Genomic DNA, 14,737 nt, shown 5'->3' on the forward strand with positions numbered 1-14,737 from the left:
TGTCGCGGGCATCGAGATTCAGGATTCCCAGCTTGCCTATGATGTGCTTCCCTTCTGCTGAGGCAGGTATGGGGGGTCTGATGGGCAAGCCACATCCAATGGAGCTTCGGACGTCGCCTATCTCGGCGATCGGCTCGGAATCAACGGGACCGCCGAGCGCGTCCCCCCGCTGCCCGATCTAGTGGGCGCGCAACCGGCGTAAACTCACCCCGCCCCGCAATCTGCCCCGGTTACGGCCTAGGTAACTGGAGCAGATTTCCAGGCAGCTTGGTTCAGGCGGGCCGAAGGGCAAAGCGCTCCGGAAGAAACGAGATGTAGCCCCTTAATGCCAAGCAGTCTCCCATTATCGACAATATTCAGATACAAGTTGACAACTGTGTAAACTAGAAGGATTGATGCGCTTGCGAGCAATGCTGGAGGAGCAACTCGCAAAAAGGGGAGTGCCTGACGACCGTCGTAGTTGCCGCCTGCCTTTGGTCTGGCGGGCCTCAGATCGTCATTCGTTCCACGCAAGGAGAGGCAGGAGCATGCAAAGGTTCATCAACAATCCGGATGACGTTGTCGACGAGACAGTTGCAGGGTTCGTCCGTGCACATCGCAACTTGGTACGCCTGTCTCCCGATAACCCGCGCGTCGTCATTTCGACGGCGGCACCACAGCCGGGACGGGTAGGGATTGTGACAGGCGGTGGTTCGGGTCACGAGCCAGCTTTCATTGGCTATACAGGCCATAACTTGGTCGATGCCGTCGCGGTGGGCGAGCTTTTCTCCTCTCCGACAGCAAAGAGCTTTGCCGATGCAATCCGCGCGGCCGACGGTGGCGTGGGCGTTGCGGTGCTGTACGGTAATTATGCCGGCGACAACATGAATGTCCGCATGGCGAAAGAAATGGTGGCGCCCGACGGGATCGAGGTCGCCACGATCGTGGCCAACGACGATGTCTGCTCGGCCCCCGCGTCCGAACGCGAAAAGCGTCGCGGCGTCGCGGGTGAGATATTCATGTGGAAGATCGGCGGGGCAAGGGCCGCGCAGGGTGGGTCACTGTCCGAAGTCGTGGCGGCGGCGCAAAAGGCGGTCGATGCTTGCCGCTCAGTTGGGGTGGGGCTTGCGCCCTGCACGCTTCCTGCGGTCGGCCATGCCAATTTCGCGATTGAGGCGGGCATGATGGAGGTCGGGATCGGCCACCATGGTGAACCGGGCGTACGTGTGGAGCCGCTGAAGACCGCCAACGACGTCGCCGACGACATGCTGCAGATCGTGCTGGATGATCACGACCTGCCACCGGGGGGCGAAGTGGCTGTCTTGCTCTCCGGCCTCGGTGCAACGCCGGTGAACGAGCTTTATGTCCTTTATGACCGAATCGAAAGCCAGCTTGATGCCAAAGGGGTTCATGTCCACAAGGCATTCGTCGGCAACTTTTTCACTTCGCTGGAAATGGTTGGCGCAACGCTGACCGTGATGGTGCTGGATGCCGAACTCAAGGCGCTTCTCGACCACCCCGCCGAGGCGCCGGGGATAACAACCGGCCATGTGGCGCCCCAAGCGAATGCGGGCGCAGCGCACAGCCGCCATGCAAATACAGACCACGGGCAGGAAAGCATCGCGACGAAGAACATCGCGATCGCCGGGCCATCCGTTTGCGTTGCTGGGACCGGCGCGATCGTGCGGGAACTGGCCGAAGTGATCGTTGCGAACAAGGCGCATCTGTCGGAAATCGACGGGCTGATCGGAGATGGCGATCATGGCATCAACATGGCCAAGGGCTTTGGACGCACCACCCAGAGGATCGCGGAAACAGACCTTTCACTGGATCAAGCATTGCGGATCCTTTCTGATGTCCTAATGGGTGAGATTGGAGGCTCGATGGGGCCGCTTTATGGCTTCATGTTCGCAGGTATGGCGCAAGAGGTTGCGGGCCGTCCCGCTATTGATGCGGCGGGTTTCTCGGCATTGATGAACGCGGCACTGGCAGGTGTACGGCGCACCGGGTCGGCCAAGGTCGGTGACAAGACCCTGATCGACTGCCTTGTCCCGGCGGTCGAGGCCTTCGATGCCGCGCGTGATACTGGCTTTGCCGCGGCGTTGGGGGAAATGAGCAACGCGGCCGTCAAGGGCCGCGACAGCACCGTTGATCTGGTGGCCAAGGTTGGTCGTGCAAGCCGGCTAGGCGAACGCTCGCGCGGGGTGCCCGACGCAGGCGCGACCTCTTGCTGTCTGATCCTGACAACGCTCGCCGCATCGTTCCGGAAGCGACTGGCCTGACATGGACGGCCTGGACGCCCAGCAGTTGATAGCTTTGTTCCGCCTGATCTCGTTGCGGCTCGACGAGGCGCGACAGATGCTCGGCCAACTGGATGGCGCGATTGGGGATGCCGACCACGGCAATTCCATGGCCGAGGGGTTTGCCGCAGTGGTCCGTGCGTCAGCCCAGGCTTCCTCTCAGGGTGCGGGGGTGGATGACCTGTTTGACATTGCCGCCGAAAGCTTTCTGGAGGCCGTCGGGGCAACCACCGGGCCTCTTTACGCAAGCGCCTTACTGTCCGCGGGCCAAAGATATCATGGCATGCAGAGCCTGCACATGGCTGAAATACCCGATCTAATCCCTGCTTTCGCAAGGGGTATTGCGGCGCGGGGTAAGGCAAGCGCGGGCGACAAGACCATGCTGGACGTATGGGCTCCCGCTGCGCGTGCCGTGGTTGATGCACAAGCGGCGGGCTCTGCCCCTCTGACCGTACTCGATGTCGCTCTGAAGGCCGCGGAAGAGGGGCGTGAGGCCACCCGCGCCATGATTGCTACCGTTGGCCGTGCCTCCCGGCTGGGCCAGCGTAGCCTGGGTCATGTGGATCCGGGCGCCGCATCTGCTGTTATCATCATTGCCGCGTTGCGTGACGGACTTGCTCTGCATCTGAGGCAGGGGGCCGGCTGATGGCTGCAAGGGGAGAAGCTGGTGTTCTCGCGGAAATGCCGATGCCGTTCGGTGATGACGCTCTGTTGTGGGCGACCTGGCTGTACTACGAAGAAGGGCTGACCCAGGGCGAGGTCGCCAAAAAGATGGGCCTTTCGCGTGCGTCAGTGAACGCTTGGCTGGCCGAGGCACGCAGCCGCGGGATCGTCAACATCCAGATACAGCCCGAGCGCTTTCGGTCGGTTTCGATCGCGCGCGCGCTGAAGAATCAGTTCGCGCTGCAGGATTGTCTGGTGATTCCGTCCGAGGGGGAGGGCGGATCGCTGACCGACCGGCTGGGCCGGGCAGCGGCGCAGGTGTTGAAGCGGCTGGTCCGGTCGGGCGACACCCTGGCGGTGACATGGGGGCGCACTGTCCTTGCGGCGGCTGAAGCGTTTGATCATCGCGGACTTGCCGACATTCGCGTCGTGCAGGCGACCGGATCAACGACGGCTCGGATCCCTTGGACACCTGAAGCCTGCGCCTCGCGATTGGCATCTGCGCTCGGCGCGCGATGGATTCCCCTTTCAGTCCCGGCAATCGTGTCGTCCCCCGAAATACGCGACCTGCTGCTGGCCGAGCCGGTTCTGTCTGAACAGTTCGAGGTGCTGCGCGAGGCGAATCGCATCCTCATGGGCATTTCGTCTATGCGACCGGAAAGCACGATCCACACATCTGGTTTCTTGGACGGGATCAATCGCCACGCCCATTACCAGGACGCGGTAGGCAGCCTGACGGGTCGCTTCATATCTGCGCGCGGGGCAGCGGTTGCCGGGCCGCTGGACAACTGCACCATCGGTCTTGATCTTGGCCAGTTGCTGACGGTCCCGCAAAAGATTGCGGTGGCGGGTGGGATTGACAAGGTGGCGGCAATCCTTGCCGCCTTGCGCGGAGGCTATGTGGATGTTCTGGTCACGGATGCCCTGACCGCGCGCGGTGTGTTAACAGCAGATGGCTGGCAGGAGCAGCCGCGCCGCTTTGAACCCTTGCAAGAGGCTGGCAAAACTCTGCCGCGCAGCACCGGCAAGAAGTTGATGAATGCCGCGAAGGATCTGGTGGACGAATCTTTGGCTGGGGCACTGGTGGCGCACGAGGCGCTGATCGCTCCGGTCCCTGGCACCAGCCGCGCGGTCATGTCCCGTGCAGGCCTGCGTCCCGGCAAGGTCGGCATCGTGATAGGTGGAGGGGCAGGGCACGAGCCAGGCTTCTGGGGGTATGTCGGCAAGGGCTTGGCCGATGCCGCCGTTGTCGGCAATATCTTCGCGGCGCCGCCGCCTGGCCCTATCCTTGCCGCCAGCCGGGCAGTCGATGGTGGTGCAGGAGTGCTCTATATCTACGGCAACTTTTCCGGCGATGTCATGAACTTCAGCATGGCGTGTGAGATGGCCGAGGCGGCAGGCATCTTAGTGCGCCAGATTGTGACGAACGACGACATCGCATCCTCGCCGCCTGACAATCGAGGCGCGCGCAGGGGTGTGGCAGGCAATGTGTTCGTCTTTCGCATCGCCGGCGCGGCGGCTGATTTAGGTGCGTCGCTGGACGCCTGCGAAGCCGTTACCCGGCGTGCGGCGCAGCGAACCTATACGATGGGCCTGGCGCTGGAACCTGCGCGCCTTCCCGATACGCAGCGCCCCAGTTTCGATCTGGATGCAGACCAGATGGAGATCGGCGTGGGGGTGCACGGAGAACCCGGCGTAGAGCGAAGGCCAATGGCCAGTGCGGACGATGCCGCCGATCTGCTGCTGGACCGTATCTTGGCTGAAATGGCGCCCTCGACCGGCGACCGTGTTGCGGTACTTGTGAACTCGCTTGGTGGCACGCCTGCGATGGAGCTCTATGTCCTGACCCGCCGTATCCGCCAACGCCTCAAGGCGCATGGCATCGGCGTACACCGCACCTTGGTCGGTCCGTTCTATACATCGATGGACATGGAAGGTGTCTCGCTATCGATGATCCATCTGGATGACGAGCTTGCCGCCCTTCTAGACCATCCCTGTCAAGCGCCGGCGCTAACGATCGCAGGACAGTCGACATGATGGGCATTGGAAAGAAGCGCGCTCCATATCCATCCGGGCTGTTATTGAGTTTTGCCACTCATAAATGTCGAAATACAAAAGGAATAGCGGTGGTGGAAACAGCGTCCCCGAAACCGATTGAGGGAGAGAGACATGCCGCATATTGCTGATCGCCAGGCGGTGTGTCTGGCCTTGATCAACGTGATCGTGCTTGTCGCCGGCGCCTTGCTGGCAGGATCGAACTTCGTTGACAGCTATAATTTGCAGATCATGGCTGCGCAGGTGCCGGAGCTTGGTCTGTTGGCTCTTGGCGTAACGCTGGCGATGATCTCGGGGAATGGTGGCATCGATCTGTCAGGAATCGCACTCGCCAATCTTGCGGGAATCACCGCCTTTCTGATCGCGCGCCAGATCGTGGTTCCGACAGAGGCACCGATGGCCTTTGCCTGGACCTTCGCGGCCATTGCCCTTTGCGTCGGGGTCATTGGCGGGCTGCTAAACGGCTTAATAATCGCTTTTGCCGGACTAACGCCGTTGATCGCGACGCTTGGCACGCAGTTGCTGTTCACAGGAGTTTCAGTCTGGCTGACGAACGGATCCTCGGTCAGCCTCGGGTATATCCAGCCGCTTGACGATTTCGGCAACCTGCCTGTGCTGGGTGTGCCATTGAATTTTACGCTGTTTTTGCTGATCGCCGGGCTGGTTGGCTATGTGCTGCGCTGCACGCCTTTCGGGGTCAAGCTGACGCTGCTGGGATCGAACGCGAAGGCAGCGCGCTATGGCGGCATTCCGGCTCGTCGGATGCTCGTCACCACTTATATGATCGCGGGCATTCTTGCTTCAGTTGCAGGGATCGTGATCGCCTCGCGCAATGCTTCAGTTAAGTGGGACTACGGTAGCTCGTATGTCCTGATTGCTATCCTTATTGCGGTGCTGGGTGGCGTGAAGCCCGAGGGCGGTTATGGCCGCGTCCTGTCCGTGCTGCTGGCTGCGACGGCGCTGCAGATCCTGTCGAGCCTGTTCAACTTCCTCGGCATCTCGAACTTCTTCCGCGACCTGGCCTGGGGGGTGCTGTTGTTGGCTCTGCTGGCCTCGGCGCGGATCGACCTGTCGCTCTGGCTCAGGCCGACGCGATGACGGATGTGCCTCCTGTCGCGCAGGGCAGGCAGGGCGGCACCAAGTGACAACGCCCCTGAAAACGGGAGGAGGAACCCGATGAAGACTTTGGCTAAACTGGCAGGAAGCGCCGTTCTTGCAGGCTCCATGGCTGCAACTGCAGTCATGGCACAGGACGATCAGTCCATTACCACGGTGGTGAAGATCACAGGCGAGGGCTGGTTCGTGCGCATGGACGAGGGCGTGAAGGCCTTTGATGCCGAGCACGACGACGTCACCGCCGTTCAGGTCGGCCCGGCCCAGGCCGATGCAGCGCAGCAGGCCCGGATCATTGAGGATCTCGTGGCAAAGGGCGTGTCGGCGGTCGCGGTCGTGCCCATGGATCCTTCGGCGCTGGAAGGTGTGCTGCGCCGTGCGCAGCAGCGCGGCATCAAGGTCATCGCGCACGAGGGCGACTCAATCGTCAACGCCGATGCGGATATCGAGGCATTCGACAACGCAGCTTTTGGCCGCAGGATCAACGACGGTCTCGCCGAATGCATGGGCGGCGAGGGCAAGTGGACCAGTTTCGTCGGCTCGCTGGGCAGCCTGACGCACAACATCTGGGCTGATGCCGGGGCCGAAAGCGCCGCCGCCAATCATCCGGGAATGGAACTGGTGGCTGCGAAGAACGAGTCCTTCAACGACGCCAACAAGGCCTATGAGAAAGCCAAGGAGATCCTGCGCGCACATCCCGACATCAAGGGCTTCCAGGGTTCGTCGGCTATCGACGTGATCGGCATTGGTCGCGCGGTCGAGGAAGCCGGCCTTGTCGGCAAGGTTTGCGTCTTCGGCCTTGGCCTGCCCAAGGATACCGGCCCCTACCTGGAGTCGGGCGCGGTCAACCGGATCTACTTCTGGGATCCGAAGGATGCGGGCTATGTGATGAACGTCGTGTCGAAAAAGCTCCTCGACGGAGAGGAAATCACCGATGGCATGGACCTCGGAGTTCCCGGTTACACCAACGTCAAAGTCAGCCAGGGCCCCGGCAAAGGCATCATCATTCAGGGCGAAGCCTGGGTTGATGTCGGCAAGGACGACTACAAGAACTATCCCTTCTGAGGCCCTCCCATCCTGATACAACCAGGCAAGGGCAGTCTTGACAGCCTGCCTTTGCCGCCACCAAAGCCACAGGACTCGCATGATGCAGTTTCAGCCTGACGCGGCGGGCACCCGCCCCATGTCTGCGCCCTTTCTGGAGGTTCGCAACGTCCGCAAGTCCTTTGGCGGCGTGCAGGCCCTGAAGGATGTCAGTCTGACCCTGCAGGCGGGTCAGATCTATCATCTGATGGGCGAGAACGGCTGCGGCAAGTCCACCCTGATCAAGATCATCTCAGGCGCACAGCCCGCCACCTCGGGCCAGATCCTGATCGATGGCGAGCCTACCGGTCCGTTGGCGGGGGATCTTGGCGCGATCGGCGCGCTGAAGGCAGGGATCGAGACGGTTTACCAAGACTTATCGCTGCTGCCGAACCTGTCTGTTGCGGAAAATGTCGCGCTGACTGGACAGTTGGTCGAGACTGGCGGCAGGCTGGCGCGGCCTCTGCGCCGGGCTGCCCTGCATGACACGGCCGCCCGGGCGCTGGCACAGGTGCACTTGCCGACCAGCCGTGCCTTTCTGGCGCGCCGCACCGAGACGCTGCCACTTGCTACACGACAGTTGGTTGCCATCGCCCGTGCCATCGCTGCCGAGGCGCGGCTGGTCATCATGGACGAGCCGACGACGTCATTGACTCGGCAAGAGGTCGAGAACCTGCTTGCGGTCGTACGCCGCCTTCTGGATCAAGGCGTGACCGTCCTGTTCGTCACCCACAAGCTGGATGAAGTGAAGTCACTGGGGGGCGATGCCATCATCATGCGTGACGGCCAGAAAGTGGCCGAGCGCAAAGTCGCGACGACCCCGAAATCCGAGATCAGCCAGCTGATGACCGGGCGCGAGATTTCTGAGGCGCGCTATCGCATTGAGCCGAAGATCGGTGATGTCATGCTGGAGATCCAGAACCTGACGCAACCCGCGTCATTCCATGACCTTTCCCTGACGCTGCGCAGGGGTGAAATCCTGGGCGTCACTGGCCTGTTGGACTCGGGTCGCAATGAACTGGCGCTGGCCCTGTCGGGCGTGGCCCCGGCGCATTCGGGCACCATGCAGCTTGAAGGCCGCATCATCGATCTCAAATCCCCAGCGGACGCGATCCGCGAGGGGATCGGCTATGTCCCCGAAGATCGCCTGACGGAAGGGCTGTTTCTGGAAAAGACAATCCAGGACAACGTCACGCTTCCTGTTTTGGACCGGCTCAGGAACGCATTCGGCATGATCAGCGGCAGGCGTGCGCGGGCCCTTGCGCGCGAACAGATCGCCGATCTGCAGGTCGTTGCGCCGAATGTCCAAGCGCCCGTGCAGTCGCTGTCGGGCGGCAATCAGCAACGGGTCCTGATCGGCCGCTGGCTGACGATCAACCCTCGCCTGCTGATCCTGCACGGGCCGACCGTCGGCGTCGATGTTGGCTCGAAAGACACGATCTTCCGCATCATACAAAGGCTTGCCGACGAGGGGATGGGTGTCATCATCATCTCGGACGACCTGCCCGAGCTTTTGCAGAATTGCGACAGGATCCTGGTCATGCGTCAGGGCGCCATCGTTGCCATGCATGACGCCGCCACCGCATCCGAGGATGAGATCTACCAGACCATGGCGGGCGGCGCTGCCGCGCCAGCCACAGGCAAGGACGCAACTCCATGACCGAGACAACGATCGCACCGGAGGCCCGTGGCGCGGCGGGCCGGATCTGGGATCTGATAGGACAGCGCCCCGAACTGTTCACGCTGGCGCTGATCGTGGTGACCGCAATCGCTGTTGCGATTGCAAATCCAGAGTTCTTCGCGATGAACAACCTGTTCGACATCCTGCGGGCCTCGGTTGTTCGAGGGATCTTCGCAATGGGCGTGCTGGTGGTGCTGGCTGCGGGGGGCATCGACGTGTCCTTCACCGCCATCGCGGCCTTCGTCATGTATGCGCTGACGATGTTTGTCCACAATGTGCTTCCCGGCATGCCCTTGTGGATCATCATGCCGCTTGCGGCGGCAGGTGGTGCGGCATTTGGGGTGCTGAACGGTCTCCTGGTCCATGCCCTGCGTGCGCCCTCGCTGATCGTGACTATCGGCACGCAATACATCATCCGGTCGTTCCTGCTGACCTTCGTCGGCACCGCGCTGTTCATGAATCTGCCCGCCTCCATGGAGGCATTCGGCAAGGCCTCGCTGTTCAGTTGGCAAGGTGCGAACAGGGTTGTGTCTGCCCTTCCCGCGACGGTGCTGGTGCTGGTTGCCGTGGCCTTTGCCACATGGTTCATCCTGGAACGGACGCTGCTTGGGCGGGCCATCTTCGCATCGGGCGGCAATTCAGGCATCGCCGAAAGGCTGGGCTTCAACCTGTTCCAGATCCGGCTCTTTGTCTTTGGCTGGGCCGGGCTGCTGGCGGGAATCGCGGGCATCGTCCATGTCGCCTCGAACCGGCTGGCCAATCCGTTCGACCTTGCAGGGATGGAACTGGAGATCATCGCGGCCGTCGTCCTTGGTGGCGCGCGCATTACGGGCGGATCGGGCACCGTCCTTGGGACGCTTCTGGGCGTCTTGCTGATCACGCTGGTGAGCAACGTGCTGGTCTTCGTCGGTATCCCCAGCACCCTGCAGCGGGGGATCGTCGGCATCTTCATCCTGATCGCCGGAACCATCTTCGCGCTGCGCCAGCGCGCCTGACACATCCTTGGGAGAGGACAGCATGACCCACAACGTTTCCGTCATCGGGCTTTATATTCTTGACGTCTTGGGGCGTCCGGTCGACGCCATCCCGCAAGGCGGCAATGTCGACTTCATCGATGAAATCCGCCTGACCGTCGCGGGTACTGCAGGTGGCACGGTGGTGGACCTGGCCAAGCTGGGCCTGAACTGCCTTGCCGTCGGCGCCGTGGGCGACGATGAGAAAGCGGATTTCGTTTTGGCAACGCTGCAGCGGTTCGGCGTGGACACGGCACAGATGCAGCGGCTGACAGGCGTGCCCACCTCGGCCACAATCCTGAATGTCCGTCGCAACGGAGACCGGCCTGCGCTGCATCAACGCGGCGCGTCAGACCACTTTGATGTTCTGCCTGAAACGCTGGATACAGTACTTGCCCCTGCCATCATTCACCTAGGCGGCACCGGCTTGCTGGCAAAGCTGGACGGCGCGCCAAGCGCACGGTTGCTGGCCGAGGCAAAGCGCCGGGGTCGCACGACCACCTTCGACCTGCTGGGTGCGAACAAAGGCACGATCGACCTGCTGTCACCCTTGTTTCCGCATATCGACTATTTCATGCCCTCCATCGACGAGGCGATGGTGATCTCGAGGACGGGCAGCGTCGAGGAAGCGGGGCGTTTCTTCTTGGATCGCGGGGTTCGGCAATGCGTCTTCACGCTAGGAGGAGACGGGGTCTGCTTCATGGATCGCACCGGCGAAACTGTCAGGCAGCCGGCATTTCAGATCGACGTCGTGGACACGACCGGTTGCGGGGATGCTTTCGATGCAGGGTTCATTACCGCGCTGCATCACCGCATGGACCTGAAAACCGCGTTGAATTTCGCGCAGGCGGCTGCTGCGTTGGTGGCAACGGGCCTGGGCTCCGATGCAGGAATCCGGTCATTCCAGGACACGATCGACTTCATGAATACTGCCAAGGTCAAGGCCTAGCGGGCGGGATCAATCCAGTAGCAATGCCGCCGTGTCCATGTCGGTCACCAGATGGGTGGCATAGCCGCCCTTCAGCGCGGCGCGCAAGGCAGCGACCTTGGTCGGGCCGCCGGCAATGCAAATGCGGCGCGGAATGGCGCGAAGTTCGTCCAGTTCAATCCCCATCATTTGCCGGTCCAGATCGCGCCGAACCTGTTCCCCCTCGGCATTCAACAAGCGGCAGATCAAGACAGCCTGGGCTCCGTGGCCGACATAGGCGTTAATTTCCGCCTGGCTGGTGATGTTTGCTATCCACATGGTGCTTTCGGAACCGAGACCCCCAAGCCCCGAAGACGATCGTCTGTGCATTGCGGATCAGGTCGAACTGGTATCGCAGGGCCGGTTCGCGCTTCAGCGCCGTGCAGAGTTCGGCAGAGGAAAGAACTGCAGACGCATGCAGGTTCGTACTGATCGCGCGGAGGTTTGCCCGCCATGATCGCGCTGCACAGTGCAGCCGAGAATTTGGGTTTGCCAATCGCGGCGCCGGTGAACTAAACGACTGTAATGTCGTCCAACCGGACAGCTATACGACATTTCTAATTGGTGCACAGCGCGATACTTTAACGTGTGACAAAATTCAGAATGCGAAGATTCTATCACGATTTAAGATACCCTTGGGATCCAACACGCCTTTCAGTGCTCGCATTACTGCAAGTTCGGTAGGAGACCGCGCCAGCGGCAACCAGGTTTTCTTGTCAAGACCTATGCCATGCTCGGCCGAGATCGAGCCACCATACACTGCCACCAGATTCATCAGGCAGGTCACGGCCTGATCCTTGTGCACGGTTTGGAAGACGTAATGCAGATTGCCATCCGCAACATGACCAAAGACCAAGAACCGCGTTTTGGGATCGATCACGGAAAGCTGGCGCTGGCTTTCCCTAAGAAACTCGGCCAGGCGCGGCACTGGCACGCTGACATCACCATTGGCAATGTTGTCCTGACCGCGCAGGTAGTCCGCGCAGGCATCGCGCATTTCCCACAGGCTCAGGAACTCGCGCTGCGACTGCGCAAGCACGGCATCCAGAGCGACCTTGTCCTCGATGGCTTCGGCAAGGCAGTCCATGAATGACCCCGCGATATCCTCGCCGTCGGTTTCCGACTGAATCTCGGCCAAAACATAGACGGGCGCCACAGCGGCAACGGGAGGGGCGATGCCCAGGTGGCCACAAACCCCGCGATAGATTTCGTCCTGCATGATCTCGTAAGCCGAAAGTATGCCGCCTACCCGCCTGCGCAAACGCTGCAGCAAATCCAATACTGCCTCGGCTGAGGGGAGCGCGAGCAAGGCATTGGTCTCGAAGGCCGGACGCGGATGCAGCCTTAGAAGCGCTCGCGTCACAACGGCCAATGTCCCCTCGCTGCCGATGAGAAGCTGCTTCAGATCATAGCCGCTGTTGTCCTTGTCCAGTCCGCGCAGCGATGACAGGATTGATCCATCCGCCAGCACGGCCTCCAGCCCCGCCACCTGCGCGCGAAACATGCCATAGCGCATCACGCGGATGCCGCCTGCATTGGTGGCAATATTGCCGCCGATGGTCGCCGTGCCGCGTGCGCCGATATCCACCCCAAACATCAAACCGGCCTGGTCGGCTGCCTCCTGCACCCGCTGCAGGGGAACGCCCGCGCCTGCCATGATCGTGCGGCTGTCAGGATCGGGCGGAGCCAGATCGGTCAGCCGTTCCAGCGACAGCACGGCTTCACCCAGCTGCACCCGATGTGCACCCGCCAGCCCGGTGCGACCGCCCTGCACGACCAGCCTCTGACCGAAATCATGGCAGGCCGCTAAGGCGATGGAGACCTCGGCCGTATTGCCTGGCCGTAGTACAAAGCGGGGCGGGGCGGAAAAACGATTGCGCCGATCTTCTTGATAGCGGGGCTCGATGGCATCCCCGATCAGGAGTGCCGCCGGAGGCAGAGCGCGCGAAAGACATTCCAGCAGCGCGGAATCGCATTGGTCGGTCGGATGCATCTTAGCCGATACCTTTCTTCTTGCCGGAAGGCTGAACGCAATTTTATATTTGTCAAACCTTTTATGTTTTTCTGAACCTGCTATTCTTTTTCCAAGCCAACAGGGGGACGCATGGCCCTTCAGTATGACGAGATCGTCCGCGGCGGCCTGGCCCGACAGGTATCCGACCTGATCCGCATGGCCATTCTCGAGGGCCGGCTTGCACTAGACGAACGCCTGCCGACCGAGGAGGAACTGGCCCGCCGTTTCGGCATCTCGCGTCCCACGGTGCGCGAAGCCCTGAAGGTGCTGGCCGCGCAGAACCTGATCCGGTCGCGCCGGGGACCTACAGGGGGAACCTTTGTCAACCGGCCTGGGGCCGCTGGCGCTGCGCGGGCCATCACTGACGCGGCGACGCTGCTGGTCGGCATGGGTCATTTCAACATAGACGAAATCGTTACAGCCCGCGTCGAGACCGAGGCATTGTGCTGCCGCCTTGCCGCGCTGAACCGTGGCGATGGTGACCTGGCTGCCCTTGCATCAGAAATCGCCCTGCAACAGGATCAGGCACTGTCGGACGAGGATTTCTGCGGCTCGGACGTGCGGTTCCACCGCGCGGTGGTGCAGGCGACCGGCAACGGTCCGCTGCAAATGATGATGCACGCCATGATCGAGAGTTTTATCCCCATCACAAACATGCTGATCTACCGCGACCACGAACGTCGCCGCACGGTCGCCGCTCATGAAAAGATCCGCGCGGCCATAGGTGCCCGCGACGCAGACAAGGCGGAACAGTTGATGCGGGGCCATGTCCGGGGCATGCGTGTCGTGCTGGATCAGGCGCTTGCGCGCCGCAATGCATAAAAACCCGGAGGAGAGAGCAGATGACCGACACGTTCCGCGCCCTTGTGATCGAGGATCAGGACGGCAAGCCCAAGGCAGGTTTTCGCGAGCTGACGCGCGATGCACTGCCCGATCACGATGTGCTGGTCGAGGTCGCGTACTCCACCCTGAATTACAAGGACGGGCTGGCGATCAGCGGTAAGGGCCGGATCGCCCGTCGACTGCCTATGGTGGCCGGCATCGATCTGGCGGGAACAGTGGTGGAAAGCCGCTCGGATCAGTGGCAGCCTGGCGACAAGGTCATCGTGAATGGCTGGGGTCTGTCCGAGACCGAATGGGGCGGCTACAGCCGGTTCCAGCGCTTGAAACCCGAATGGTTGACGCGCCTGCCGGACGGATTTTCCTTACAGGACGCCATGGCCATTGGTACGGCCGGCTATACTGCCGCACTGTGCGTCAATGCCTTGGAGGATTGGGGCGCGATCCAGCCCAGCGGGGCTGAGGTGCTGGTAACGGGCGCGGCAGGAGGCGTGGGCTCAACGGCGATCAGCCTACTGGCGGCGAAGGGCTATACCGTTACCGCCGCCACCGGACGACCCGAAACGCATGACTATCTGGCCGAACTGGGGGCCTCGCAGTTCGTGGACCGCGCCGCGCTGGCAGACAAGGGCGGCCCCCTGCAAAAGGAGCGATGGGCAGGGGCGGTCGACAGCGTGGGCTCCACCCCGCTTGCGAATGTGCTGGCGCAGACGGTTTACGGCGGTGCGGTAGCGGCCTGCGGGCTAGCGGGCGGTTTCGATCTGCCGGCGACGGTGATGCCGCATATCCTGCGCGGGGTGGCACTGCTGGGCATCGACAGCGTCATGGCGCCGCAGGCCAAGCGCGACCGCGCTTGGGCCACGCTGGCCGCTCATCTGGACAAAGCGCAACTTGGCTGCATTGCTCGAGTCGAGCCGATGACAAAGCTTCAGGAGCTGGCGTCCGACATCGTGGCGGGGCGCATCCGGGGCCGGGTTGTCATCGACGTGGCGGGCTGAGGCCCGTGGGACCGGGCAACCCCGGTCCCCT

The 14,737-nt window shown here is 62.1% G+C and carries 12 protein-coding genes; 10 read left to right on the top strand and 2 right to left on the bottom strand.

What is annotated here, in order from left to right; genetic code table 11:
* The first annotated feature begins 395 nt into the window (after nt 1-395).
* From dhaL (Q5701_RS11045) to Q5701_RS11080, 8 genes are all read left to right on the top strand, one after another.
* Nucleotides 396-2,261: a dihydroxyacetone kinase subunit DhaL gene (gene dhaL, locus Q5701_RS11045; protein ID WP_306755271.1), complete on the top strand. Its 1,866-nt coding sequence runs from the start codon at nt 396-398 to the stop codon at nt 2,259-2,261.
* A 1-nt stretch (nt 2,262) separates the two neighbouring features.
* Entirely contained in the window at nt 2,263-2,925 is a 663-nt protein-coding gene (gene dhaL / locus Q5701_RS11050; protein WP_306755272.1) for a dihydroxyacetone kinase subunit DhaL, read from the top strand.
* Between the two features lie 125 nt (nt 2,926-3,050).
* A complete protein-coding gene (locus Q5701_RS11055) occupies nt 3,051-4,979 on the top strand; it encodes a bifunctional sugar-binding transcriptional regulator/dihydroxyacetone kinase subunit DhaK (RefSeq protein WP_306755396.1) in 1,929 nt (642 codons plus the stop codon).
* A 132-nt stretch (nt 4,980-5,111) separates the two neighbouring features.
* Nucleotides 5,112-6,095 (top strand): ABC transporter permease, encoded by a 984-nt coding sequence (locus tag Q5701_RS11060; RefSeq protein WP_306755273.1) that lies wholly within the window; start codon nt 5,112-5,114, stop codon nt 6,093-6,095.
* A 144-nt stretch (nt 6,096-6,239) separates the two neighbouring features.
* Complete coding sequence (locus Q5701_RS11065; protein ID WP_205049038.1) at nt 6,240-7,175, top strand: substrate-binding domain-containing protein; 936 nt, start codon at nt 6,240-6,242, stop codon at nt 7,173-7,175.
* Between the two features lie 79 nt (nt 7,176-7,254).
* Nucleotides 7,255-8,853: a sugar ABC transporter ATP-binding protein gene (locus tag Q5701_RS11070; RefSeq protein ID WP_306755274.1), complete on the top strand. Its 1,599-nt coding sequence runs from the start codon at nt 7,255-7,257 to the stop codon at nt 8,851-8,853.
* Nucleotides 8,850-9,869, top strand: coding sequence for an ABC transporter permease (locus tag Q5701_RS11075; protein WP_306755275.1), 1,020 nt, complete (start codon nt 8,850-8,852; stop codon nt 9,867-9,869). Before Q5701_RS11070 ends, Q5701_RS11075 begins: the two co-directional genes overlap by 4 nt.
* A 22-nt stretch (nt 9,870-9,891) precedes the next feature.
* A complete protein-coding gene (locus Q5701_RS11080; RefSeq protein ID WP_306755276.1) occupies nt 9,892-10,836 on the top strand; it encodes a carbohydrate kinase family protein in 945 nt (314 codons plus the stop codon).
* 9 nt (nt 10,837-10,845) lie between these two features.
* Here Q5701_RS11080 and Q5701_RS11085 read toward each other — a convergent pair whose 3' ends face one another.
* Together Q5701_RS11085 and Q5701_RS11090 are read right to left on the bottom strand one after the other, a co-directional pair.
* Nucleotides 10,846-11,184, bottom strand: a complete 339-nt coding sequence (locus tag Q5701_RS11085; RefSeq protein ID WP_306755277.1) for a sugar-binding domain-containing protein — start codon at nt 11,182-11,184, stop codon at nt 10,846-10,848.
* 268 nt (nt 11,185-11,452) lie between these two features.
* Nucleotides 11,453-12,847, bottom strand: coding sequence for an FAD-binding oxidoreductase (locus Q5701_RS11090; protein ID WP_306755278.1), 1,395 nt, complete (start codon nt 12,845-12,847; stop codon nt 11,453-11,455).
* Between the two features lie 111 nt (nt 12,848-12,958).
* Here Q5701_RS11090 and Q5701_RS11095 point away from each other — a divergent pair, with 111 nt between their 5' ends.
* Both Q5701_RS11095 and Q5701_RS11100 read left to right on the top strand, forming a co-directional pair.
* Nucleotides 12,959-13,690 (top strand): FadR/GntR family transcriptional regulator, encoded by a 732-nt coding sequence (locus tag Q5701_RS11095; protein WP_306755279.1) that lies wholly within the window; start codon nt 12,959-12,961, stop codon nt 13,688-13,690.
* Nucleotides 13,691-13,710: 20 nt separating this feature from the next.
* Nucleotides 13,711-14,706 carry an MDR family oxidoreductase gene (locus Q5701_RS11100; RefSeq protein ID WP_103173656.1) on the top strand — a complete coding sequence of 332 codons (996 nt, stop codon included), beginning with the start codon at nt 13,711-13,713 and terminating at the stop codon, nt 14,704-14,706.
* The last annotated feature ends 31 nt before the right edge of the window (nt 14,707-14,737 follow it).

The sequence above is a fragment of the Paracoccus actinidiae genome (genome assembly GCF_030863885.1).
In the GTDB taxonomy this organism is placed as follows: Bacteria; Pseudomonadota; Alphaproteobacteria; order Rhodobacterales; family Rhodobacteraceae; genus Paracoccus; species Paracoccus everestensis.

Bases quoted from the DNA above. Each gene is read 5' to 3' on its own strand.
- dhaL (WP_306755271.1), top strand. From the start codon at position 396: ATGCGCTTGCGAGCAATGCTGGAGGAGCAACTCGCAAAAAGGGGAGTG.
- Q5701_RS11100 (WP_103173656.1), top strand. From the start codon at position 13,711: ATGACCGACACGTTCCGCGCCCTTGTGATCGAGGATCAGGACGGCAAG.
- Q5701_RS11080 (WP_306755276.1), top strand. From the start codon at position 9,892: ATGACCCACAACGTTTCCGTCATCGGGCTTTATATTCTTGACGTCTTG.
- Q5701_RS11055 (WP_306755396.1), top strand. From the start codon at position 3,051: ATGGGCCTTTCGCGTGCGTCAGTGAACGCTTGGCTGGCCGAGGCACGC.
- Q5701_RS11085 (WP_306755277.1), bottom strand. From the start codon at position 11,184: ATGCACAGACGATCGTCTTCGGGGCTTGGGGGTCTCGGTTCCGAAAGC.
- Q5701_RS11075 (WP_306755275.1), top strand. From the start codon at position 8,850: ATGACCGAGACAACGATCGCACCGGAGGCCCGTGGCGCGGCGGGCCGG.
- Q5701_RS11095 (WP_306755279.1), top strand. From the start codon at position 12,959: ATGGCCCTTCAGTATGACGAGATCGTCCGCGGCGGCCTGGCCCGACAG.
- Q5701_RS11070 (WP_306755274.1), top strand. From the start codon at position 7,255: ATGATGCAGTTTCAGCCTGACGCGGCGGGCACCCGCCCCATGTCTGCG.
- Q5701_RS11065 (WP_205049038.1), top strand. From the start codon at position 6,240: ATGGCACAGGACGATCAGTCCATTACCACGGTGGTGAAGATCACAGGC.
- Q5701_RS11060 (WP_306755273.1), top strand. From the start codon at position 5,112: ATGCCGCATATTGCTGATCGCCAGGCGGTGTGTCTGGCCTTGATCAAC.
- dhaL (WP_306755272.1), top strand. From the start codon at position 2,263: ATGGACGGCCTGGACGCCCAGCAGTTGATAGCTTTGTTCCGCCTGATC.
- Q5701_RS11090 (WP_306755278.1), bottom strand. From the start codon at position 12,847: ATGCATCCGACCGACCAATGCGATTCCGCGCTGCTGGAATGTCTTTCG.